The 21160-nt window shown below is 42.3% G+C and carries 25 protein-coding genes; 17 read left to right on the top strand and 8 right to left on the bottom strand.

Going from position 1 to position 21160, the window contains the following annotated elements; genetic code table 11:
• Nucleotides 1–70: 70 nt before the first annotated feature.
• Entirely contained in the window at nucleotides 71–1141 is a 1071-nt protein-coding gene (locus B6A27_RS15980; protein WP_080862630.1) for an NAD(P)/FAD-dependent oxidoreductase, read from the bottom strand.
• A 226-nt stretch (nucleotides 1142–1367) separates the two neighbouring features.
• Between B6A27_RS15980 and B6A27_RS15975 the strand changes: the two genes are divergently transcribed.
• Nucleotides 1368–1607 (top strand): YuzB family protein, encoded by a 240-nt coding sequence (locus B6A27_RS15975; protein ID WP_044745114.1) that lies wholly within the window; start codon nucleotides 1368–1370, stop codon nucleotides 1605–1607.
• 219 nt (nucleotides 1608–1826) lie between these two features.
• Here B6A27_RS15975 and B6A27_RS15970 read toward each other — a convergent pair whose 3' ends face one another.
• Nucleotides 1827–2540, bottom strand: a complete 714-nt coding sequence (locus B6A27_RS15970) for a DUF2225 domain-containing protein (protein WP_249218696.1) — start codon at nucleotides 2538–2540, stop codon at nucleotides 1827–1829.
• 192 nt (nucleotides 2541–2732) lie between these two features.
• On the opposite strand from B6A27_RS15970, the gene dapF reads away from it, so the two are divergent.
• Nucleotides 2733–3587, top strand: a complete 855-nt coding sequence (gene dapF, locus B6A27_RS15965) for a diaminopimelate epimerase (protein WP_044745112.1) — start codon at nucleotides 2733–2735, stop codon at nucleotides 3585–3587.
• Between the two features lie 159 nt (nucleotides 3588–3746).
• Nucleotides 3747–4109, top strand: a complete 363-nt coding sequence (erpA, locus tag B6A27_RS15960; RefSeq protein ID WP_080862629.1) for an iron-sulfur cluster insertion protein ErpA — start codon at nucleotides 3747–3749, stop codon at nucleotides 4107–4109.
• A gap of 153 nt (nucleotides 4110–4262) precedes the next feature.
• On the opposite strand, the gene B6A27_RS15955 is transcribed toward erpA, so the two are convergent.
• Nucleotides 4263–5255 carry an NAD(P)/FAD-dependent oxidoreductase gene (locus B6A27_RS15955; RefSeq protein WP_066148859.1) on the bottom strand — a complete coding sequence of 331 codons (993 nt, stop codon included), beginning with the start codon at nucleotides 5253–5255 and terminating at the stop codon, nucleotides 4263–4265.
• 267 nt (nucleotides 5256–5522) lie between these two features.
• On the opposite strand from B6A27_RS15955, the gene B6A27_RS15950 reads away from it, so the two are divergent.
• From B6A27_RS15950 to B6A27_RS15935, 5 genes are all read left to right on the top strand, one after another.
• A complete protein-coding gene (locus tag B6A27_RS15950; protein WP_080862633.1) occupies nucleotides 5523–6746 on the top strand; it encodes an NAD(P)/FAD-dependent oxidoreductase in 1224 nt (407 codons plus the stop codon).
• 75 nt (nucleotides 6747–6821) lie between these two features.
• Complete coding sequence (locus tag B6A27_RS15945) at nucleotides 6822–7319, top strand: NUDIX domain-containing protein (protein WP_080862632.1); 498 nt, start codon at nucleotides 6822–6824, stop codon at nucleotides 7317–7319.
• A 138-nt stretch (nucleotides 7320–7457) separates the two neighbouring features.
• The gene (locus B6A27_RS18735; RefSeq protein ID WP_159720923.1) at nucleotides 7458–7586 is read left to right on the top strand and encodes a YuiA family protein; all 129 of its coding nucleotides are present in this window, start codon (nucleotides 7458–7460) and stop codon (nucleotides 7584–7586) included.
• A gap of 132 nt (nucleotides 7587–7718) precedes the next feature.
• On the top strand, nucleotides 7719–8042 hold the full coding sequence (locus B6A27_RS15940; RefSeq protein WP_044745108.1) for a YuiB family protein: 324 nt from the start codon (nucleotides 7719–7721) through the stop codon (nucleotides 8040–8042).
• Between the two features lie 106 nt (nucleotides 8043–8148).
• Nucleotides 8149–8850, top strand: coding sequence for a 3D domain-containing protein (locus B6A27_RS15935; protein ID WP_066148862.1), 702 nt, complete (start codon nucleotides 8149–8151; stop codon nucleotides 8848–8850).
• 184 nt (nucleotides 8851–9034) lie between these two features.
• Here the strand turns inward: B6A27_RS15935 and B6A27_RS15930 are convergent, their stop codons facing one another.
• On the bottom strand, nucleotides 9035–9865 hold the full coding sequence (locus B6A27_RS15930) for a cobalamin-binding protein (RefSeq protein ID WP_080862628.1): 831 nt from the start codon (nucleotides 9863–9865) through the stop codon (nucleotides 9035–9037).
• 90 nt (nucleotides 9866–9955) lie between these two features.
• Between B6A27_RS15930 and B6A27_RS15925 the strand changes: the two genes are divergently transcribed.
• The 4 genes from B6A27_RS15925 (at nucleotide 9956) to B6A27_RS15910 (ending at nucleotide 13901) form a co-directional block, all read left to right on the top strand.
• The gene (locus B6A27_RS15925; protein WP_044745105.1) at nucleotides 9956–10327 is read left to right on the top strand and encodes a DUF309 domain-containing protein; all 372 of its coding nucleotides are present in this window, start codon (nucleotides 9956–9958) and stop codon (nucleotides 10325–10327) included.
• A gap of 70 nt (nucleotides 10328–10397) precedes the next feature.
• Nucleotides 10398–11891, top strand: a complete 1494-nt coding sequence (locus tag B6A27_RS15920; RefSeq protein WP_080862627.1) for a leucyl aminopeptidase — start codon at nucleotides 10398–10400, stop codon at nucleotides 11889–11891.
• A 373-nt stretch (nucleotides 11892–12264) separates the two neighbouring features.
• On the top strand, nucleotides 12265–12885 hold the full coding sequence (locus tag B6A27_RS15915; protein WP_044745103.1) for a DUF47 domain-containing protein: 621 nt from the start codon (nucleotides 12265–12267) through the stop codon (nucleotides 12883–12885).
• A gap of 17 nt (nucleotides 12886–12902) precedes the next feature.
• A complete protein-coding gene (locus B6A27_RS15910; protein ID WP_080862626.1) occupies nucleotides 12903–13901 on the top strand; it encodes an inorganic phosphate transporter in 999 nt (332 codons plus the stop codon).
• Between the two features lie 38 nt (nucleotides 13902–13939).
• Here the strand turns inward: B6A27_RS15910 and B6A27_RS15905 are convergent, their stop codons facing one another.
• Nucleotides 13940–14545, bottom strand: a complete 606-nt coding sequence (locus B6A27_RS15905) for a biotin transporter BioY (protein ID WP_080862625.1) — start codon at nucleotides 14543–14545, stop codon at nucleotides 13940–13942.
• Nucleotides 14546–14845: 300 nt separating this feature from the next.
• Between B6A27_RS15905 and B6A27_RS18880 the strand changes: the two genes are divergently transcribed.
• Nucleotides 14846–14998 (top strand): hypothetical protein, encoded by a 153-nt coding sequence (locus tag B6A27_RS18880; protein WP_172798626.1) that lies wholly within the window; start codon nucleotides 14846–14848, stop codon nucleotides 14996–14998.
• Between the two features lie 372 nt (nucleotides 14999–15370).
• Here the strand turns inward: B6A27_RS18880 and B6A27_RS15900 are convergent, their stop codons facing one another.
• Nucleotides 15371–16699 (bottom strand): ArsB/NhaD family transporter, encoded by a 1329-nt coding sequence (locus B6A27_RS15900; RefSeq protein WP_080862624.1) that lies wholly within the window; start codon nucleotides 16697–16699, stop codon nucleotides 15371–15373.
• Nucleotides 16700–16713: 14 nt separating this feature from the next.
• Nucleotides 16714–17136: a hypothetical protein gene (locus B6A27_RS15895; RefSeq protein ID WP_044745098.1), complete on the bottom strand. Its 423-nt coding sequence runs from the start codon at nucleotides 17134–17136 to the stop codon at nucleotides 16714–16716.
• Between the two features lie 217 nt (nucleotides 17137–17353).
• Here B6A27_RS15895 and kapD point away from each other — a divergent pair, with 217 nt between their 5' ends.
• The 3 genes from kapD (at nucleotide 17354) to B6A27_RS15880 (ending at nucleotide 18855) form a co-directional block, all read left to right on the top strand.
• On the top strand, nucleotides 17354–17980 hold the full coding sequence (gene kapD, locus B6A27_RS15890) for a 3'-5' exonuclease KapD (RefSeq protein ID WP_066148879.1): 627 nt from the start codon (nucleotides 17354–17356) through the stop codon (nucleotides 17978–17980).
• A gap of 90 nt (nucleotides 17981–18070) precedes the next feature.
• Nucleotides 18071–18280, top strand: coding sequence for a hypothetical protein (locus B6A27_RS15885; protein ID WP_066148880.1), 210 nt, complete (start codon nucleotides 18071–18073; stop codon nucleotides 18278–18280).
• Nucleotides 18281–18339: 59 nt separating this feature from the next.
• Nucleotides 18340–18855, top strand: a complete 516-nt coding sequence (locus B6A27_RS15880; protein ID WP_080862623.1) for a superoxide dismutase family protein — start codon at nucleotides 18340–18342, stop codon at nucleotides 18853–18855.
• A 586-nt stretch (nucleotides 18856–19441) separates the two neighbouring features.
• Here B6A27_RS15880 and B6A27_RS15875 read toward each other — a convergent pair.
• A complete protein-coding gene (locus tag B6A27_RS15875; protein WP_066148884.1) occupies nucleotides 19442–20608 on the bottom strand; it encodes a MalY/PatB family protein in 1167 nt (388 codons plus the stop codon).
• Nucleotides 20609–20806: 198 nt separating this feature from the next.
• Here B6A27_RS15875 and B6A27_RS15870 point away from each other — a divergent pair, with 198 nt between their 5' ends.
• Nucleotides 20807–21070 carry a DUF1871 family protein gene (locus B6A27_RS15870; RefSeq protein ID WP_044745093.1) on the top strand — a complete coding sequence of 88 codons (264 nt, stop codon included), beginning with the start codon at nucleotides 20807–20809 and terminating at the stop codon, nucleotides 21068–21070.
• Nucleotides 21071–21160: the final 90 nt, after the last annotated feature.

Here is a 21160-nt window from a genome sequence, read left to right as displayed (position 1 = left end):
ATTCAATTTAGTTATACTTAACAAATACTGATTGATCAAAGGGTTTGAAGATATTTTGAGCCGTTTTGCATCAATATCCATTATGATATTTGTACATCCAAAGAACGCCAGATTTTAACAGACGCGGCACTCTGCCGGTTAAAGGGCGGTCAGCGACAAGGCCAAATCCATGCTTTTTGCCGAGAGAACCGAGAATGCCTTTTAGCTTAATCGGCGGAAATTCGTTTGGCGGTTCTTCTCCGCGCCAGCGGCTTTGCAGCACTTGAACAATTTGCTCCGCCTGTCCTTCCGCAAGCTGTGCGCTTGGGGAATGAGGAAGGCTCGCACAGTCGCCGACAACATATACATTTTCATATTCAGGGATATGGTGCTGGTTGGTTAAGACCACGCGGCCTTGCCCGTCTTTCTCCACATTTAACTCACGAACGACCCGGCTTGGCTGGATTCCTGCTGTCCATACAATGGCGTCACAATGAATAGGCTCATCGTGATTATATAATATGCCTTCTTCAACTTTTGTGATATTGGAATGGCGGACAATGCTGATGCCATGCTCATGAAACCAGGTTTCGACATATTGGCTGAGCCGCTCTGGAAACATAGGTAAAATTCGTTCTCCGCGGTCAAATAGCATCACGTGAAGATCAGGACGGCTTTCGGCCAGCTCACTTGCCAATTCGACACCGCTTAATCCTGCTCCAACGATACCGACAGTGGATTGCGGAGGTAAATTGCTTAATGTTTGATATGTGACACGGGATTTTTCAATCGACTGGATGCTATGTGTAAACTGTTCCGCCCCAGGGACGTTATGATACTTATCCTCACAGCCTAATCCGATGACTAAATCATCATATGCTACAGTCGTCCCATCATGCAATAAGACCGTACAGGCATCCAAATCAATACGAACAACTTCTCCAAAGCAATATGTGAGGCGAGGGTGTTCTGGAAAAGGTACACGAATATCGTGGTCGCTGACGGTACCAGCAGCCAATGCATAGTATTCCGTTTTTAAACAGTGATACGGAACACGGTCAATCAGCGTAATGTGAACGTTCTCAGGTAAATGGTTTGGGAGAAGGCGAAGCAAAATTCGCATATTTCCATAGCCCCCACCAAGCAGAACGAGGTTTCTCATGCTAGAATTCCCCTTTTGTAGTTGTCTTTTCACGCAAAACGTTGACCAAATGACATTAAAAGTATAGCGAAATTGTGACAAAATCACAATAATTTTTCGAAAAAAATGATAAATATATAAAGGACTTTCTTTATTCAGGATGGCGGAATCAAGAAATAAAGTGTCATAAATTGACGGCGACGATAAAAATCGTTACCATTTAAAGCAGGTAGTGAGGTGACAAGCGTTGATTCAGCCAATTATTGAATTTTGTATAAGCAACTTAGCGAATGGTTCACAAAAAGCGCTGGAAAAATTGGAAAAAGATCCGAACCTAGATATCATTGAATATGGATGCCTAAGCTATTGCGGGAAATGCGGCCAGTCGCTTTTTGCGTTAGTAAACGGCGAAGTAGTAACAGGGGAAACGCCGGAGCATTTGGTAGAAAACATTTATAAATTTCTTGAGGAAAATCCAATGTTTTAGAAAAAAGCGGCTGCAGACAGCCGCTTTTTGAATATCCTTCTTTATATGGTTGCCGCTTGATATGTTAGCATAGAGTTCGTCAGATTTTTGCCATGCGAATGCATGAAGAAAAGATCAGTCACAAGAAGCTCTGAATCTAAGATTTATTCGTTCAATCTTTATAAATGCATGCATATCGATTTTTGGGAGCCATTGGTGCTAGAAATCGACCACTTGCGCTTATTTTAGCCGTTCATCGCCGTGTTGATGGTTAGAGTTTTCGCCGCTGCGAATTTCCTGCCATCGTTCATGAGCCATAGCAATAATCCCTGTTTCAATGGTTTCCTTCTTTTTCGCAATCACTTTTGAAAAATATAAAATCGCCTGTTTTGTTTCACCTAATCTTCGATGCAGTTCACCTATGAGATAAAGAATACGCACCTCAGACATATGGGTTCCAAGAAAATCGTCGTTGCTATAGGATGCCATGTATTCCTGTAAAGCGAGACGCATAAAACGCTTTTCTTGTTCAGGAACTTTGTATGTGCGATAAAGCCAAGCAAGACGCATATACAAGCCAGCAAGAACAATGTGTTTTTCCTGCTTCAGCGTAGCTGAATAAATCCCGAGCTTATACGTGCTAACCGCTTCTTGAAACGTTCGCTTTCCACTATAATTGTGTCCGCTCCAAAGCTGACAAATATGTTGCTGAATCGCTTCAAATGTTTGAGGAGGGAAATAAGCAGAAAAATCTTCTGTCACCGAAAATCCGCAATGAGGACAAACACTCACATAATAAAGCAGCGGATTTAGGTCTTCAGACTGGTAGTATGAACAAAAATCGCTGTCGTGTTTTATTGGCCGAAGAAAGCGGGAGCGAATCTTTTTCGTGGTGTATGGCTGATGACAAACAAGGCAAGAAATCTTCCGATCATATAACTCATTTATTTCCATGATGCTTCCCCCGCGATTGATTTAAGGATAAAGGCCTATTACAAATTTATTATACAGATAAGAGCACAAAAAAAGAAGATGCCAGAGCATCTTCTTTTAAAGGTGTATATGAAAAAACGGGGGATATTTTCATTGTTTCCCAACAATATCGCGTTTATACTTATATGTACAAAATTTTTAGGAGGATGCACAATGGGCAATTTTTCGTTTGCGAAAATGCACGGCTTAGGAAACAGTTATATATATGTCAATTTGTTTGAAGAGACGATCCCAGAAGAGCTTTTGCCAGAGCTAGCGATCAAAGTATCCAATGTTCACACAGGGATTGGATCGGATGGACTGATTTTAATTTGTCCGTCAAACGTCGCTCCTGTGCGCATGAGGATTTTTAATAGTGACGGCTCCGAAGGAAAAAATTGCGGCAACGGCCTTCGCTGTGTAGCGAAATATGCTTATGAGCATCAGTTGGTGAAGGAGCGCTCATTTTTTATTGAAACATTGTCAGGGCTGGTGAAAGCCGAAGTTTCTGTGGAAAATGGCCTTGTGACTAACGTAACTATTGATATGGGGCACCCTCGCCTTAAGCGGAGTGAAATTCCGATGATCGGAGAGGAAGCAGAGCAGGTGGTCGCAGAACCGATTCGAATCGCTGATCAAACATATACGATGACCGCTGTTTCCATGGGGAACCCACATGTCATTTTTTATGTAAATGATATTCACCAGGCTCCTGTGACCTCGCTTGGTCCTATTGTTGAAAAAGACAAACGGTTTCCAGAGGGGGTTAATGTGGAATTTGTAGAAGTTGTCAGTGATCATGAACTGCACTTTCGTGTATGGGAGCGCGGTTCAGGAGTCACACAGGCGTGCGGAACAGGGGCGTGTGCAGCGGTGGTAGCCTCCGTACTGAATGGTTGGACGGCCCGTAATCGTGAAACAGTTGTTCATCTGTTAGGTGGCGATTTATTTATTACCTGGACAGAGGAAGGAAATGTGCTGATGACAGGGCCTGCCGAAACGATTTGTACAGGTGTGTATGAGTACTAAGACCAAGTGTTGATCTCAATCGGTAAATGGATCTTTGGCCCAAATGATCGTTAGTTGTCCAAATAAAGCTAAAGCTGTAGCAAAATGGAGGCTGACGATTTGAATCGTTTGAACAAGTGATAGGAAAACAGATATACTAATGAAAAAGGAGGGAATGATATGAGCGACGTCATTCAGTTGACGGAAGCAGCGGCGTTTCAAATTAAAGATATGATGAAAGAGCATGGAGAAGAGAACGCTTATCTCCGCGTAGGAGTAAAGGGCGGCGGCTGCAGCGGATTATCATATGGCATGGGGTTTGAACATGACCGCCATGAAGATGATCATGAGCTGGAGCAGCATGGTATTAAAATATTGATTGATAAAGAAAGCGTGCCAATTTTAAAAGGCACGATTATCGATTACAAACAGTCGTTAATGGGTGGAGGTTTTACAATCAACAACCCGAACGCGATCGCCACATGCGGCTGCGGATCGTCGTTCCGTACGGCGGCAAACGCTGGAACACCGGAGGAGTGCTAAGGCTATTTAGCGACGAACTTCTTTATAAAAAGGGCGTCCTTATGCTAAGGGCGCTCTTTTGTGCTATTTGCCATAAACATTGTGCTCCATATTTGTGAAGAAAATAAAACACGGCAGGGAGGTCTAGGAATCGACCGCCCTGCCGCAGATGGTTTAGAACATAGAAGAAGAATGCATTGGCTGTATTTTGGCTTTTGGATCAATATAGGCTTTCGCGTTATTGACTGCCGTCGGCGCTTCACCGAAGCCGCAGGCAATTAATTTTACTTTTCCTTCATATGTGCAAATATCGCCAGCTGCATAAATGCCTGGAATATTTGTTTCCATTTTGGAGTTTACTTTAATGGAGTTTTTTTCAATTTCAAGTCCCCATTCTTTAATCGGTCCAAGGGATGATACGAATCCATAGTTGACCACTACGGCATCCACATCAATCGTTTCTTTTGAGCCGTCTTTTGCATTTTCGAGAATCACTTGGCGAATGCCCCCATCGTCACCGACTAAATCAACGGGCACAAATGGTGTTTTGACAACAACTTTGGAATTCATTAAATTCTCTACACTATGCTCATGAGCCCGGAATTTATCGCGGCGATGGACAATGGTCACTTTTTCAGCAATTGGCTCAAGCATAAGCGCCCAATCGACAGCCGAGTCGCCGCCGCCGCAAACAAGCACTTTTTGTCCCGCAAATTTATTTAAATCATCAATAAAGTAATGCAGGTTTTTCCCTTCATATTGAGCGGCATCTGCCAACTCAAGGCGTCGTGGCTGGAAGGCGCCGTTTCCAGCTGTAATGATGACAGCTTTCGAATAATGGATTTCTTTGTTTGTTGTCAGTTTAAAAATACCATCATCCTGCTTTTCCAGTTTTTCAACGGATTGTTCTAAGCAAACGGTCGGATTAAATTTGGCCATTTGCTCCTTTAAATTATCAATCAGTTCTTGTGCGCGAATTTTAGGAAACCCAGCGACGTCGTATATGTATTTTTCTGGATAAAGAGCAGATAACTGTCCTCCCAATTGTGGAAGGCTTTCAATAATTTTTACGCTTGCTTGGCGCATTCCTCCATAAAACGCTGTAAACAGCCCTGTTGGTCCGCCGCCAATAATCGTAATATCATATACCTTCTGGTCTTCCTTCATGACCCCTTCTCCCCCCTACTCAATGAAAAATGCAGACACTTACATCATAACATATTCATTACTTTTATAAAAAAGAAAAAAATCACTTGAAAACGATACGAAAAAAGACTAATATGTTTTTGGATGGATTGTTAAGATTTTTTGACAATTATTCGACATTTTTTTGTCCCTCATCGTGAATTTATTCACAAACTTTTTTTCAATAAAATGCAGCATGAAAGTGCACGCTAGTGGTAAATGCTGCAAATAAAAAATAAAAAGGTGGAAGTGATTGAGTTGAAAAAGCCAAATGTTGTAATTTTAGGGGCAGGCTATGGCGGTTTGATGACCGTGGTGCGCTTGCAAAAGTTTGTTGGAGTGAATGAAGCGAACATTACTCTTGTCAACAAAAACAATTATCACTACGAAACTACGTGGTTGCATGAGGCCTCAGCTGGAACGCTGCATCATGATCGCGTGCGCTATCCAATCGCTGATGTGATTGATCGCAGCAAAGTGCAATTTGTGCAAGATACGGTTGTTAAAGTAGTTCCGCAAGAGAAGCGAGTGATTTTACAAAACGGCGAATTAACTTACGATTATTTAGTCATTGCGCTCGGTTTCGAATCTGAAACATTTGGCATTAAAGGGCTAAAAGAGTACGCATTTTCTATTGCTAACGTGAATGCCGCCCGCCAAATTCGCGAGCATATCGAATATCAATTTGCGACCTATCATACAGAAGAAGAAAAGCGCGATGAGCGTTTAACGATTGTTGTTGGCGGTGCTGGATTTACGGGTATCGAATTTCTTGGCGAGCTGGCAAACCGCATTCCAGAGCTTTGCCGTGAATATGATGTGGATCCGAAAAAAGTGCGCATCATTTGCGTTGAGGCTGCTCCGACAGCTCTTCCTGGCTTTGATCCAGAGCTTGTGGAATATGCGGTTAGCTTGTTGGAGCGCAAAGGAGTAGAGTTTAAAATCGGAACAGCCATTAAAGAATGTACACCAGAGGGCATTGTGGTTGCGAAAGGTGACGAAGTTGAAGAAATCAAAGCAGGCACAGTCGTTTGGGCCGCGGGTGTGCGTGGAAGCTATGTCATTGATGAATCTGGCTTTGAAGCAATGCGGGGCCGTGTAAAAGTGGATCCGTTCTTGCGCGCTCCTGGTTATGATAACGTATTCATTGTCGGCGACTGTTCACTAATGATTAATGAAGAAACGAATCGCCCATATCCGCCTACAGCACAAATTGCGATGCAGCAAGGCGAGTTATGCGCGAAAAACCTTGCCGTTTTAATTCGCGAACAGGGCGAACTGCAGCCATTTAAGCCAGATATTAAAGGAACGGTATGTTCGCTTGGGCATGACGACGCTATTGGCGTTGTGTTTGGTAAAAAGATGTGGGGGGCAAAAGCAAGCTTTATGAAAAAAATGGTTGACAATCGTGCCCTCTACTTGATCGGCGGTCCATCTCTCGTTATGAAAAAAGGAAAATTTAAGTTCTTCTAATAAAGAAATTGTATGGGCAAACAAGCTTTTGTTTGCCCTTTTTTTAAAATTGAAGGAAAAAGAGGTTGGAGCTATATGAAAAAGAAGCGTGGGCATGTGTGGTTGGCGGCGGCAGGGATCGTACTAAATGATGCGGGGGATTGGCTTGTTGTCAAGAAGAAGTATGGCGGATTGCAAGGACAATGGTCATTGCCGGCAGGATTCGTGCAGCGTGGAGAAACAGCAGATGAAGCGGTGATCCGGGAAGTGGAGGAAGAAACAGGAATCCAAGCCGAAGTGATCGGATTGATTGGATTGCGCACAGGAGTCATAGATGATGAAATCAGCGACAATATGATGATTTTTTTGTTGAAGGCTTTATCCAAAAAAATGGTCATCCAACAAGATGAACTATGGACAGCGGCGTTTTTATCGAAAGAGTCTCTTTTGAGTGATTCAAGTGCGTCGACTTTGCTGCAGCATCTGCTGAAAGCATGGCCTTTATCCTATTTCCATTTTCATAACGGATTGGATCCGGGTGAACCATTCGGATATACAAAATACCACGTTTATTTCAAAAATTCAAAAAATTAAGAAAATCGAAGGAAATGAAAGGATTTTGCCAATGTATCCGTTTACATCGAGGGAAATCGTCCGAAATGCTCCTTTTCTTTTTGTATAGATCTTTGATATATTATCAGAAAATTAAGAAAAGGGAAGAGGGATGACATGATGAAAAAGACAGAATCAACGGTATGCCCATATTGTGAAGGAAATGGTTACGTTCAATTGTTGTTAGGCGGTTCAGAAACATGCTATTGCTGCTCTGGAAAAGGAACCGATAGCAAAAATCGTAAATAAATGATAACTGGGGGCAAGTTTACATGCTTGCCTCTAGCATTTTGCTATGCAAAAGCGCTTATATGAATGCTTTCATTGACTCCCATTCTACGTTTCAGTACACTTAAGAAGGATGTACTGGAGGTGATGGGGATGGAAATGAGCGTACCCGTTTTATTAATATCCATGTTATTGTTTTTTGTGTTATTTTTTGGGATTGGCTTTTTATTGAATATGATTTTAAGAATGTCGTGGATTATGGCCATTTTAAGTCCGATTGTCTTTATTTTTATTATTGATGATGTGAGATGGACAGAATATTTTACTCATCCAGGCGCTTCGTTTACTGCGCTCAAACACAAAATACTATCGCTGGCGCCTGCTGATGTTATGATCCTTAGCAGCGGGCTTGTCGGCGCCATTTTTGCCGGAATTGCGATTCGGGCGCTGCGTGCTAAAGGATATCAAATGTTTTAAGACTTTCGCTGAATAAGCGAGAGTCTTTTTTATTTTCTCATTCTTCCCCCGGTGAATATTTCGTTTTCCCTGTGGAAATAAATAGAACCATGGGAGGAGTGAGGAAATGAATATAATTAGAAGAATGAGTATGACGCTTTTATTTATCGGCGCGCTTTTTACTACATTTCAATCTGTTTCTGGAGTAGAAGCGAAGACAATTGTTCACTCACTTTATAATTCATCCGTTTCATTTTTTCAACGCAGTTATTCTTTTTTTGATAACTTCGAGATAGACAACCATGCATTAGCAAATGAGCAATGGACTCGATATGAAGAGCGGGTGCAGCCGCAAATTTCATCCGAACAAACGATGAATCACTCGCTAAACTTAGAGGAAGCGATCGATTGGTCGCAATACCCTTCCACTACTGTTGTTGCGACTGGCTATACAGCAGGCGTGGAATCGACAGGGAAATCGCCGAACCATCCGGAATACGGCATTACTTATTCAGGTGTACGAGTCAAACGAGATCTCTTTTCAACGATTGCTGCTGATTTAAATGTGTTTCCTATTGGAACGATTTTGTTTATTCCGGGATATGGATATGGGGTAGTGGCAGATAAAGGAGCGGCTATTAAAGGGAACCGCATTGATTTATACTACCATACAGTAGATGATGTGTACAAACATTGGGGCAAGAAAACGGTAAAAGTTTATATTGTGAAAAAAGGAAATGGGACATTATCCGAGCAAGAGCTAACTAAATTAAATGAGGATGAAGCCATGCAAGTGTTTCGGCAACAATATTTGAAATCGGAAAGTTAATGAAAATAGAGAAGGGCTGTTCATGACAGCCCTTCAGATTGTTTATAAATGCTTCCATCCTGCGTCACTGTTCTCGTACGTCTCAAGCACTCGGCCATGTTTCTTGTCTGCCAAGTGGCTTCAAGCCAGTCTGGTGTGAGACCGCCATCATCAATGAAGAATGTTAAAATGGTTGTAGACAAAGTCAACAGTGACTTTGTCTTTTTTCGTGAAGTAAAGGGTCGATATGATCATATTCTGGAAATATGTCAGGGTGAAGCAAAGCAGCAAGCTTTTTTAATCCGAGCAGTAGCCTTGGTGAAGGACGACAAAATAAAGATTCTTCGAGGACGGAAATGCGCCCTGCTTTTACTGCTTGGATTTCGCTCCATCCGGGACGCTTGTTGACGATGGTTGGATCGATTTTTTCCGTTCTCACTCCAACCCAAACAAGGCAAATATGTTCCGGGTTTCGTTTTTTTACTTCATTCCAGTCTGTTTGGATATTGGCTGCCTCGATATCAGCAAAAACATTCGTTCCTCCCGCTAGCACGCTTATTTCAGTAAGCCAATTTGCTCCTCCAGGAGTGAATACAGGTTTTGGCCACCATTCCCAGTAGAGAGAGGTCGGCGTCTCGATCTTTTTAGCTAGTTGCTTATAGTGATGGATAAATGCTTGGTAACGAGTGACGATTTTTTGTGCTTGTTCTTTTTTGTGCATTGCTTCTCCTAATAAAAGCAAATCGGAAGCAATATCATTCAACGAATTTGGCTGGAAGACGATATAAGGAATACGTCGTTTTTGCAACTCAGCAATGTTTCTCTCCATTCCTGGCACGCTTAAGGAAGCAAGCACAAGATCTGGATTCATCGCTTCGACTGCATCCATATCGATCTTTAGATCAGGCCCCACTTTAGGAAGGGAATGTACTGCTCTTGGCCAATCCGAATAATCGTCCACGGCGATTAAATTCTCTAAGCCTCCTAGGTAAGCGAGCAGTTCTGTATTGCTTGGGCATATGGAAATGATTCTCATGATTATCACCTCTTTTTTATTCCATAATGGTGTATTCTTCTTCTGCTGTGCGGTTTCCTTGTGATATGCTGAAAAAGGGGAGGGAGAAGCGTGTATCCGCTTGCGTATTATGAGTTTTTTGTGAAATTTAACGAGGGAGATTTTTATACGTGCCATGATTTATTGGAAGAAATTTGGATGGAGGATAAAAGCAATTTTTTCATTAAAGGATTGCTGCAAATGACGGTAGCTTTATATCATTATAGCTATGGCAATGTGAAAGGAACACGGATGATGATGGAAGCTGCCCAAAACTATTTGCAGCCTTATCGGCCCATCCATTGGGGGCTGGATGTAGAAGCGGTATACAGCTTTATTGAGCGCTGTCTTGACTTGATTCCAGCAGATATTGAGCGAGTGGATTTTTCTCAGATTCATCGTCTGCCTTCTCTTCCTGAGCTTGTATTAGTGCTACAAGATTAGCTGGCTAGCGAAATGGGATGATGCATTGTATGATGATAGAGGAAAAATCAGACAAAGGAGGATTCATATCATGTTTAAAGTGGTTCAGGAGTCTCTAAATGAAACAAAGCATGAGGCTTGTATTGTTGGGATATTTGAGCGGCAGAGCGCATTGGGTGGTGTGCTGGCTGCTTGGGATGAACAGTTAAATGGACAACTTACAGCATTGTTGAAAGAAGGAGATCTTTCTCCAAAGCGAAAGCAAATTGCTAAAATACATACGCTAGGGCAATTGAATATCAAGCGCCTTTATTTTGTAGGATTAGGCAAGGAATCAGACCTGACATTTGATGGATTACGAGAAGCGATTGGCCGGCTGTTTAAAATGTTAAAAGGAGAAAAGCTCACAGAAGCAGCAGTGGCTCTCGATACGTTTATTACCGAAAATCTTGATGCTAGCGAGGCAGCTCACGCTTTTGCTGAGGCGTTTGCGCTGGCGACATATCAATTTGTCGGATATAAACAAAAATCAAATGAACCAGAAAAGAAACTGGAAGAGATGACTGTCTATACAGCGGCGGACCCTAAAGAAGTGGAAGCGAGCCTTTTGGTCGGTTCTGTTTATGGAAGGGCTACCAATTCAGCTCGGACGCTGGTGAATACACCAAGTAATTTATTAACGGCGACAGATTTGGCCGATTATGCAGTAGAATTGGCGCGAAAATATAAGTTTGAATACGAGGTGCTGGAAAAAGCGGAAATGGAAAAGCTCGGAATGGGAGCGCTGTTGGCTGTTAATAAAGGGTCGTCGGAACCGCCGAAAATGATTGTTTTGAAGTACCAAGGGAAGGAAGCGTGGGAGAATGTCATCGCGCTTGTCGGAAAAGGAGTAACCTTTGATACAGGCGGCTATTCCATTAAAACAAAGGATGGAATTGTCGGTATGAAGACCGATATGGCCGGTGCAGCCGCTGTCCTTGGTGCGATGGAAATTATCGGTGAACTCCGGCCGGAGCAAAATGTGATCGCCGTCATCCCAGCTACTGATAATTTAATTAGCGCTGATGCGTTTAGACCGGACGATGTGATTACATCCATGAGCGGTAAAACGATTGAAATTAAGAATACTGATGCAGAAGGGCGCTTGATTTTAGCGGATGCCATTACTTATGCCAAGCATCATGGTGCGAACTACATTATCGATGTAGCTACCTTAACAGGGGGCGTCATTATTGCGCTTGGTGTCCATACTACAGGCGCGCTGACGAATCATGAGGAAATGTTTGAGCAGCTTTTAGAGGCATCAGTGGAAACCGGTGAATGTATTTGGCGCCTGCCAATTACAGAAAAAGATAAGGAACGTGTACGCAATAGTCCGATCGCTGATCTCAACAACTCTCCAGGACGCGAAGGCCACGCGATTATGGGCGGAGCCTTTCTCGCTGAATTTGCTGAGAACACTCCTTGGGTACATTTAGATATTGCCGGTACCTCCGTTACATCGAAAGACCATGATTTAGGGCCGGCCGGTGCAACCGGTGTGATGGTGCGCACTCTTGCTACTTTCGTCGAGCGTTTCCAGTAAGGAGAAGAAGCCGTTCATCAGCGGCTTCTTCAGACTGTTGAGAACTTTTTATCCTACATCGTTTGCCGCACTCGGCTGTGTTCCGTGTCTCAGATCGGCGAAGGGAAAAATCAAAATGATTAAATGAGACAAAGTTTTTTGTTAAGCTTGCTGCTGCTACGCTGAACCACTCCCACCTCCATTTCATTTAGAGGTGGGAGGCTTTTTAGTAGATATGTTAACTCTAAGACGAATACGAGCGAATCGTTCATCCAAATGTAAAGATAATGTAAATTTAGTGTTAATTTTTTTTTAAATTGTTGTAAATTCGACGGTTATTGATAAAATAAGACAGGGTGGCTCAACATTAGTTACATAAAATGGGGGTTTTTTTATGGTTTTTGCACCAAAAAAAGATGTCTTTTTTGATTTATTGTTTACAATTTCGGAGAATGTAAAAGAGGCAGCACAGTATTTTGTTGAATACAAAATCAATAACATTAGTGATCTCAAAGAGTTTGCACGTGTCATGAAAGAGTATGAAAAGAAAGGCGATTCGTTTATTCATGAGCTTGTCGTTGCTTTAAATAAGACATTTATTACGCCGATTGAACGGGAAGATATTCACCAATTAGCGATGAAAATGGATGATGTATTAGATGGATTTGAGCAATGCTCTGCTCGTTTTGAAATGTTTTCGTTTACCGATATTGATGACCATATGGCGAAATTTTTTGAAAATATTTATCAAAGTACCATTGAAATCGCTAAAGCGTTGAAACTGTTAGCAAGCAAAAAACTGCTTGATATGCGGGTACATGCCATAAAAATCAAAGATTATGAAACAAAATGTGATGAAATTTTAAGAGCCTCTATTAAAAACTTATTTGTGACACAAAAAGATCCAATTAAATTGATCCAATATAAAGAATTGTATGAAATGCTAGAAGAGATCGCTGACAGCTGTGAGGATGTTGCCAATACCATTGAAACCATCATTATGCGCAACGCGTAAAAGGAGATTGTTCTTTTATGGATACGGTGTTCATACTTACAGCTTTAGTTGTCATCTTTGCGTTAGCTTTTGACTTTATTAATGGCTTTCACGACACAGCGAATGCGATTGCAACATCAGTTTCGACAAGAGCACTGACGCCGCGTCAAGCGATTATTTTAGCAGCGACGATGAACCTAATCGGTGCTTTAACTTTTACAGGGGTTGCTAAAACGATTACGAAAGATATTGTTGACCCGTTTGCCTTAGAGAATGGTTCCGTTGTTATTTTAGCAGCGCTGACAGCAGCGATTGCTTGGAACTTAATTACATGGTATTACGGAATTCCAAGCAGCTCTTCTCATGCGATTATTGGGGCTGTTGCCGGAGCTGCTATCTCAGCAGCCGGTTTTGACGTTTTGAACTACGAAGGATTTTTGAAAATTTTACAATCCCTTATCCTTTCTCCGTTTCTTGCATTTGGCGTAGGATTTATTATGATGAATTTATTCCGAATAACGTTTAAAAACGCCAACCTCTCCAAAACGACCAAGGGATTTCGCATGTTTCAAGTGTTGACGGCAGCGATGCAGGCTTATACACATGGGACGAATGATGCGCAAAAAGCGATGGGGATTATTACGATGGCATTAATTGCTGGAAATTATCATCACTCCACTGACATTCCAGAGTGGGTGCGCTTCTCAGCAGCCATTGCCATGGGGCTTGGAACCTCCGTTGGCGGCTGGAAAATCATTAAAACCGTTGGCGGAAAGATTATGAAAATTCGTCCTGTCAACGGGGCGGCAGCTGACCTTTCTTCTGCCCTTATTATTTTTGCGGCAACGACATTTAAATTGCCGGTGAGTACGACTCACGTCATTTCTTCTGCTGTTATGGGGGTTGGTGCGGCACAGCGTGTGAAAGGTGTAAAATGGGGAGTCGCACAGCGCATTGTGCTCACATGGATTATCACTCTGCCTGTTTCAGCGTTGATTTCTGGATTTATTTACCAATTATTTAAATTATTCTTATAAGAAAAACCGGGCGTTGATTTTACGCCCGGTTTTTTCAATTATGCTGCATGTCGATTGGCTGCGAACGATTTGCGAAGAGAGGCATAAATTCGAGGCGATATTACGCCGGCGACGATGGATAATATAATATCCTTTGGCAGAGGTACGAGCATCCAGGCCCATGCCATGCTATAAGAGAATCCTTCTGGAGCTTGTCCCCAATATTTATACGCTAAAAACATCCAATTTGTACCGATTACATAATTGATGATCATTCCGATGAGTGCAGCGACAACAAAACGAACGACAGAAGGAGACGGGTTGCCTTTTTCGACGATCCAACCAGTGATATATGCTGCTAAAATATAGGATAGAATAAAGCCGAATGTCGGACGGACAACCATGCTGAATCCACCAGAAAATTGGGCGAATACAGGTGCGCCAACTAAACCGACGAGCATATATACAATCATGGCAAAGGCGCCGAGGCGCCGTCCTAAAACAGCACCGGCAAACAAACAAAAAAACGTTTGCAATGTAATCGGTACTCCGCCAATGACTAAAAATGGTGCCCAAGAAGTAATATTGGCTCCAATGGCCATTAAGGCTGCGAACATGGCGATTAATGTCATATCAAATGCACGGAATGACGGTTTTGATGTCATATGTGAACCTCCTTGTTTATTTGGTTAACAAAATCGTATCGAACAATTGCTTGACTGTCAATTAATTTTTTGAATAATGCGGTCGTTTTTAGAAAATATATAAATACAAATGAAAAATGGAACAAATAGTATCTGTACAGTCTACCGGTTAGAGGCAAATCGGTGGCTTGCCTCACTCGCATGAAAGCGTGCCGCCGCAACGAGATCATGGTTTGCTTACTTTTGTATAGATGCTGATTCAGTATCATTACCATGGGTTACTATAAATGCTTCAATAGCGAGAATATGGGGGGATTGATGGTGAAACCGGAGAAAGATAGAAGCCATATTGAGAGGGCAAGCCAACAAGGTGCTCGTGAGGATCTGATCCATGTAAGTTCAGATGATGAAGGAAGCGATTATGATTTACGGGATGCACAAGAGGTTGGACGAAAGCAACTCGATCATGAATAAAACATCAGACTGTTGACAAATGCTTTCATGTTGCATCACTTGTTTTGTTCGTCCGCTTATGAACGTCTTGATTCAATGCTTAGCTTTGTTCCTTATCTGACAAGTGTTTTCAAGACAATCTGAGGGAAATGAATGGATGCTTAGATGGTTAAAGAAAAAATGGATTTTATTTGCAATCTGAGATGTTTGGCTTCTCAAGTATCTCAAAAACTAAAATACGTTCCAACGCAGTCCGATGGTTAGTTGGCAGCAATAGGGCATGCTAGACGACCCTCTCCCCCTCTTAACCGAGTGTATGTGGGAAGGCTCACTATACGTCATGAGCATGAAACAGAAAAGAGCGAGTCATTAGCATGAACTCGCTCTTTTTTACTACATTAGATAGCGCAAAAATAAATACAAATGTGATAGAAGCAAAGTGATCAGCGTTAAAGGAGCACCGATTTTCAAAAAATCCATATAGCTGAATCCATGTCCTTCTCGTGAAGCGATGCCAGCGACAATAACATTAGCCGAGGCACCGATGAGAGTGCCGTTTCCTCCTAAGCAGGCTCCGAGCGCTAACGCCCACCATAAAACATCAATTTGCGGAGCATCAGGCGACAATCCCATTCCTGCTGCCATATCTTTAATCAGCGGAATCATCGTGGCGACAAACGGGATATTATCAATAGTTGCTGAGGCGATTCCTGAAACCCAAAGAATAAAATAGGCAGCGACTGAAATATTGCCTCCTGTCACATCCAATGCTTTTTCAGCGAGACTTTTAATCAAACCGATATCGACAAGCCCTCCTACTAATGTAAATAACCCAGCAAAGAAAAAGATCGTCACCCATTCTACTGAAGAAAAGATATCTTCCATCTCATGCTCTTGCACTCCAATCACCATGAGAATCGTCGCGCCAGTCATTGCAATCACCGCTGCATCGACATGAATAGAAGAGTGGAGAATAAATCCCAAAATCGTTAGCACTAAGACGGTGACGGACTTTTTTAACAAGACGCTATCTTTAATGTAATCGCTCTCATTCAGTTCCATTAATTGCTCAATTAATTTTTGATCGGATTTTAACTGGCGTCGATAAATCAAAAATAAGATAGCCACCGTTACAAGCATAATAATGACGATGATGGGAGCCAAATTCGTTAAAAAATCGTTAAAATCTAGATGTTTATTTGCTGAGCCAATCATAATGTTGGGGGGATCGCCGATCAGAGTAGCGGTACCGCCGATATTTGAGGAAAGCACCTCAGAGATTAAATAAGGAACTGGGTTCACGCGAAGGATACGCGTAATTGAGAACGTCACCGGGACGATAAGCAAGACGGTTGTGACATTATCAAGAAAAGCTGATAATACAGCTGTCAGCAAAGATAACATCACTAAAATGCGGCCGGGATTACCTTTAGCGGCTTTAGCGGCCTTAATGGCTACATACTGAAAAAAGCCGGATTTGCTGGTAATGTTCACAAGAATCATCATTCCGATTAATAATGTAATGGTTTCCCACTCAATGTGATGAGTAAAGGCTTTATGCAAATCAACAATTCCAAAAATCACCATGAGTGCGGCTCCAAGAAGGGCAATCACCGCGCGATTGATTTTTTCTGAAATAATGATGGCATAGGTGACTAAAAAAATAGCGATTGCTGCAGAATATTGCACATTTGAAACTTCTGCTGCTACTGTGTCATGCAATGGTTTTCACCTCTTTATTGAATAGTTTGTCCACAGGAAGGGCAAAGCAAAGGGGATGAGTTCTCAATGTCTCTTGTGTAAAACATAAACTGGCAATTCGAGCATTGCACTTCCGTCAAGCGATCAATAAATAGCTTATGCGATGGGCGCTGCGGAATGGATGTATCAACCATCTCTACATGAATCGCTTCGCGCGAATCGTCTTCCGCCACGACAAGTCCTTCGGCTTCTTCTTTTGTTCGCCAGCCCTGGTCGATCAAATGCTGCTGCAGCTGGCTATGAGACGAATGCTGAAGCATTTCCTCAGCCAATTTCATATATTGCTCATTTGTCAACGAAACAAATGGCACACCCGTTTTTTTCTTTTCCCAATATGCTTTCAATTGTTCCTCCGTAAAAATCAAGGTCACGATTTTATGAATGACGACATTTTTCAACGATGGTTCCCCTTTCTTTGACAGTATATTCCCCAATGTTTATTATAGCTTTTTCTTTATAGGGACTCAAAAAATTTTTAGAGGCGTACGTTCGCCCTTTTTTGTTTATTTTCTGAAAAAATAAGTAAAAGAATGGAATCTCATGATATAATAAAAGTACGATCATCGTCCGAGTGATGAATCATGGCGAACGAGTGTGGAGAAAGGAGGGACAATCATGCAGGCGAAGGACCATCAATATTTGTTTCTTGATTTTGAATTCACGATGCCTGAAAACAAGACAAAGCCGCGCGGTTTTTTTCCAGAAATCATTGAAGCCGGCCTTGTATCGGTCATCAATGGCCAAGTCTATGACCAATTTTCTTCCTATGTCAAGCCAGTTCATTTTCCCACTTTGACGGAGCGATGTAAGTCATTTTTGAACATTGCGCAGGAACAAGTTGATCAAGGAATTTCTTTTGAAGAGCTCGTACATTGGTTGCAGGAATATGACCGTTTATGCCCGAATACCGTTGTTACTTGGGGAAACATGGATATGAAAGTGCTAAGGCATAATTGTTTGCAAGCCAATCTCCCTTTTCCGTTTACCGGTGAACACCGTGATTTAGCGATGGAATATAAAATGTTTTTTGGAGAACGCAATCAAACTGGGCTGCGCAAAGCGGTTCAAGAGTATGGAAAAGAAGGAGTCGGAAAGGCGCATTGTGCGCTAGATGATGCGTTTACTACCTATAATATTTTTAATTTAGTAGAGAAGGATAAAAAATATTTAGCGAAGCCAGAGCAGCCAACGATTGGCGAGCGTGTAGACTTTAGCCAGCTGCTAAAAAAATTTGCGTTATAATAGGCCAAGTCACCATGTGCAGTGGTTTGGCTTGTTTGTTTTTGTTATAATCAATCTTGCCAAGATTTTATCGAATGAGAGGCTGACGAAATGATGATTCCATATATCCTTAACTTATTTTTATATTTTCCGGAAGACAAGCGTGAATACATTCCAGCGGCTATTACGTGTACTTTATTTTTAATCGCTGCTCTTTTAACGATGCGGCTTATTATTAAAATTTCAAAATATCAGGAAGAAAAAGCGAAGCAATTTGAAGAGCAGCTCAGAAGAGAAAACATTATTCAAGATGACAAATAATCGTTTAAATTCCCTTTCGTCTGGAAATACTGCATGAAAAAAGAGGCGGGAGGGATTTTGTGTTTAAAAGATTATATGTGTTATTGGCTATACTTGTGCTTGCCAGCGGCTGCAAGCAGTCTGCGCCAACAAAGCTCAATGTCAAAATGGTGAATCGTGCAGGCGAAGTATTGGGGACGGCGAAGCTATCCGAGCAGCCGAGAGGGGTCAAAATTTCATTAGATTTGGAGGGGCTTCCTCCGGGGACGCATGCAATTCATATTCATGAAAAAGCCAGCTGCAAAAAACCAGACTTTCAGTCAGCTGGCAGCCATTATAATCCTGATGAGAAAAAGCACGGTTTACTTCATCCAGAAGGAGCGCATGCCGGTGATTTGCCCAACATTATGGTGAAAGAGGACGGAACTGTAAAAACGGAATTGATGGCCCCGCAGGTGACACTAAAGGAAGGTAAGGAGACATTACTAACCAAAGCAGGCACCGCTCTAGTGATTCATGCAGGCCAAGATGATGGAATGACTCAGCCGGCGGGAGATGCGGGAGATCGAATTGCCTGTGGCGAGATCAAACGATAAAGAATAGAGGATTTCTTTGCAAGTTTTTTCATTTTTATTTTCATTTTTAATAAAGTGTTGTGTTTCATCTTTTTTAGATCGATTCCGATCAAGCAATTTGTCGGGAAGCAACATGAAGAGGCTTGGATGATGTGTTTAGGTGATAAGAATGAATAGTAGACTCGCTTCTGTCCAAGAGAGCAGATATTTTTGATTTCGCTATATATGAAAAGGGAATGGCGCTTCTATTCCCTTTTCATATTTTTCGCATTCTAACACCATCCATCGAGAAGTCTCCCACCTCTAAGCGAAGTGGAGGTGGGGAGGTTTATCGAATCGTCCATAAAATCTTTCCGACGCTACTTCTGCTTTCGAGCTAATGGTGCGCTTCGATCGCTTCTTTCCGCATAAATGGTTTTCCGATTTTCATTTTTAGCTGTCCAGTTGCTAAAAGCTAGGTGAAATGTCTGGCTTCTGTATATCCGTATACTTCATGACCTCCGGCGGACCAAAATCTGTTATGACCATCGTTTTCATCTATATCCCATCCTTTCAATCCAAGCTATTGCTCGTCAAGGTTTTTGAGTTTCAAAGCAGAAAAATAGGCTTACAGTCCCTCGAAAGCGTCCCGAAGTCGTTCGAAGGCATTTTCAAGCGTTTGTTTTGTGCAGGCGATGTTAAGACGGATAAATCCACGTCCTTCATCACCGAATTTGCTGCCCATTTCCACAGCAATTCTCCCTTTATGGAGAAGCCGCTGCTTAAGCTCCGTTTCTGTTATTCCAAGGCCGCGACAATCGATCCAGATAAGGTATGTTGCTTCTGGACGAACGGCTTGTACGCCTGAGAAAGAATTGTGAATAAACGTGCATGTACGGTCTATATTGGTTTTTAAATATTCCAATAGTGCATCAAGCCACGGACCTCCATAACGGTAGGCGGCTTCCGCTCCAACAGTGGCGAATGTGTTAAGTGTAAAAAAGCCGCGCCGATGCTGAACTTGATCGAATTGTTTTTTTAAATCGCGATTTGGAATAATCACACTCGCTGATTGCAAGCCAGCCAAATTGAATGTTTTCGTCGGTGCCAAGCATGTCACGCTTATGCTGGCGAAGGCTTCGTTTATGGAAGCGAACGGAGTGTGGCGAAATGGCGAAAATGTTAAATCCGCATGAATTTCATCGGATACAACGATCACGTTATTTTCTAAGCAGAGAGATCCTAGAGTCTCCAATTCTTTTCTGGTCCATACTCGTCCCCCAGGATTATGAGGGCTGCATAAAAGCAGCATTTTGGCCCCTTTTAACTTTTCCTTAATATCGTCCCAGTTGATTTGATATCCACCCTCAGTCAGAAGAAGGGGACTTTTGAACAGTTTTCGCCCATTTTTTTGTACAAGTTGAAATAAAGGAGGATATACTGGCGTGAAAACCACAATCGCATCATTTGGGGAAGTGAAAGCTTCGATACATGTTGCTAGCGCTGGAACAACACCAGCAGAAAATGAGATCCAATTTGTCTCAATCGTCCATTGATGTCGGTTTTTCAGCCATTCTGCGAGTGCTTCTTTTAACGAGTGAGGGATGGCAGTGTAACCAAATACCCCATGCTCCAAACGGTCAGTGAGCGCTTTGATGACAGGAGGAGGAGCTTGAAAATCCATATCCGCTACCCACATTGGCAATACGTCTGGAACCCCGAATATTTGTTCTGCTTCATCCCATTTTACCGAGTGGGTGTGCCGCCGCTCGATCATATCGTCAAATGAATACATGGTAAATAACCCCTTTCTTGCAAAATAATCACTGAGCGAAGGATGACCATCATGGCTTATTTTTTTCTGATTGAGAAAGAGCCTCCAAAAAAGCCGCGATGCCCACGCTAAAAGAAAGGCTCCATCCACCGCTTTATTTTGATCCGTGTGATCGATTATAATTGGTTTATCATCTCATAAGGAAAGGCGGATCATGCGATGAATGCGGCGAAAACCAATCAAACATTGCTTGAGATGATTCAGCGCTGGGACCCGTTTGGCTACGGAGTAGAAGCCTATGAAACGGAGGCGGTAGATGTGATTCAAGCTGTTCATGAATGCCATGATGCTTATACGCTTGCTAAAAAAATCCAATCCATTTATGAATTCTCTTTTGAACAGCTAATTCCTTTCAGCAACTGCATGAAATTAGCGGAAGCTTTATTAGTGGTCAAGCATGGAGCAGAATGCTCGCTGTCATGATAATCGATTCTCGCTTTTGGCTGATAAAAACATGGATGAGCGCCATGAAAAACGTCAATGGGGCAAAGCGATCGCGCAGATGAACGGCTG

Source organism: Anoxybacillus sp. UARK-01, assembly GCF_002075365.1.
GTDB lineage: Bacteria > Bacillota > Bacilli > Bacillales > Anoxybacillaceae > Anoxybacteroides > Anoxybacteroides rupiense.
The sequence above is the reverse complement of the archived record's forward strand: the minus strand, read 5'-3'. Positions and strand labels throughout refer to the sequence as shown.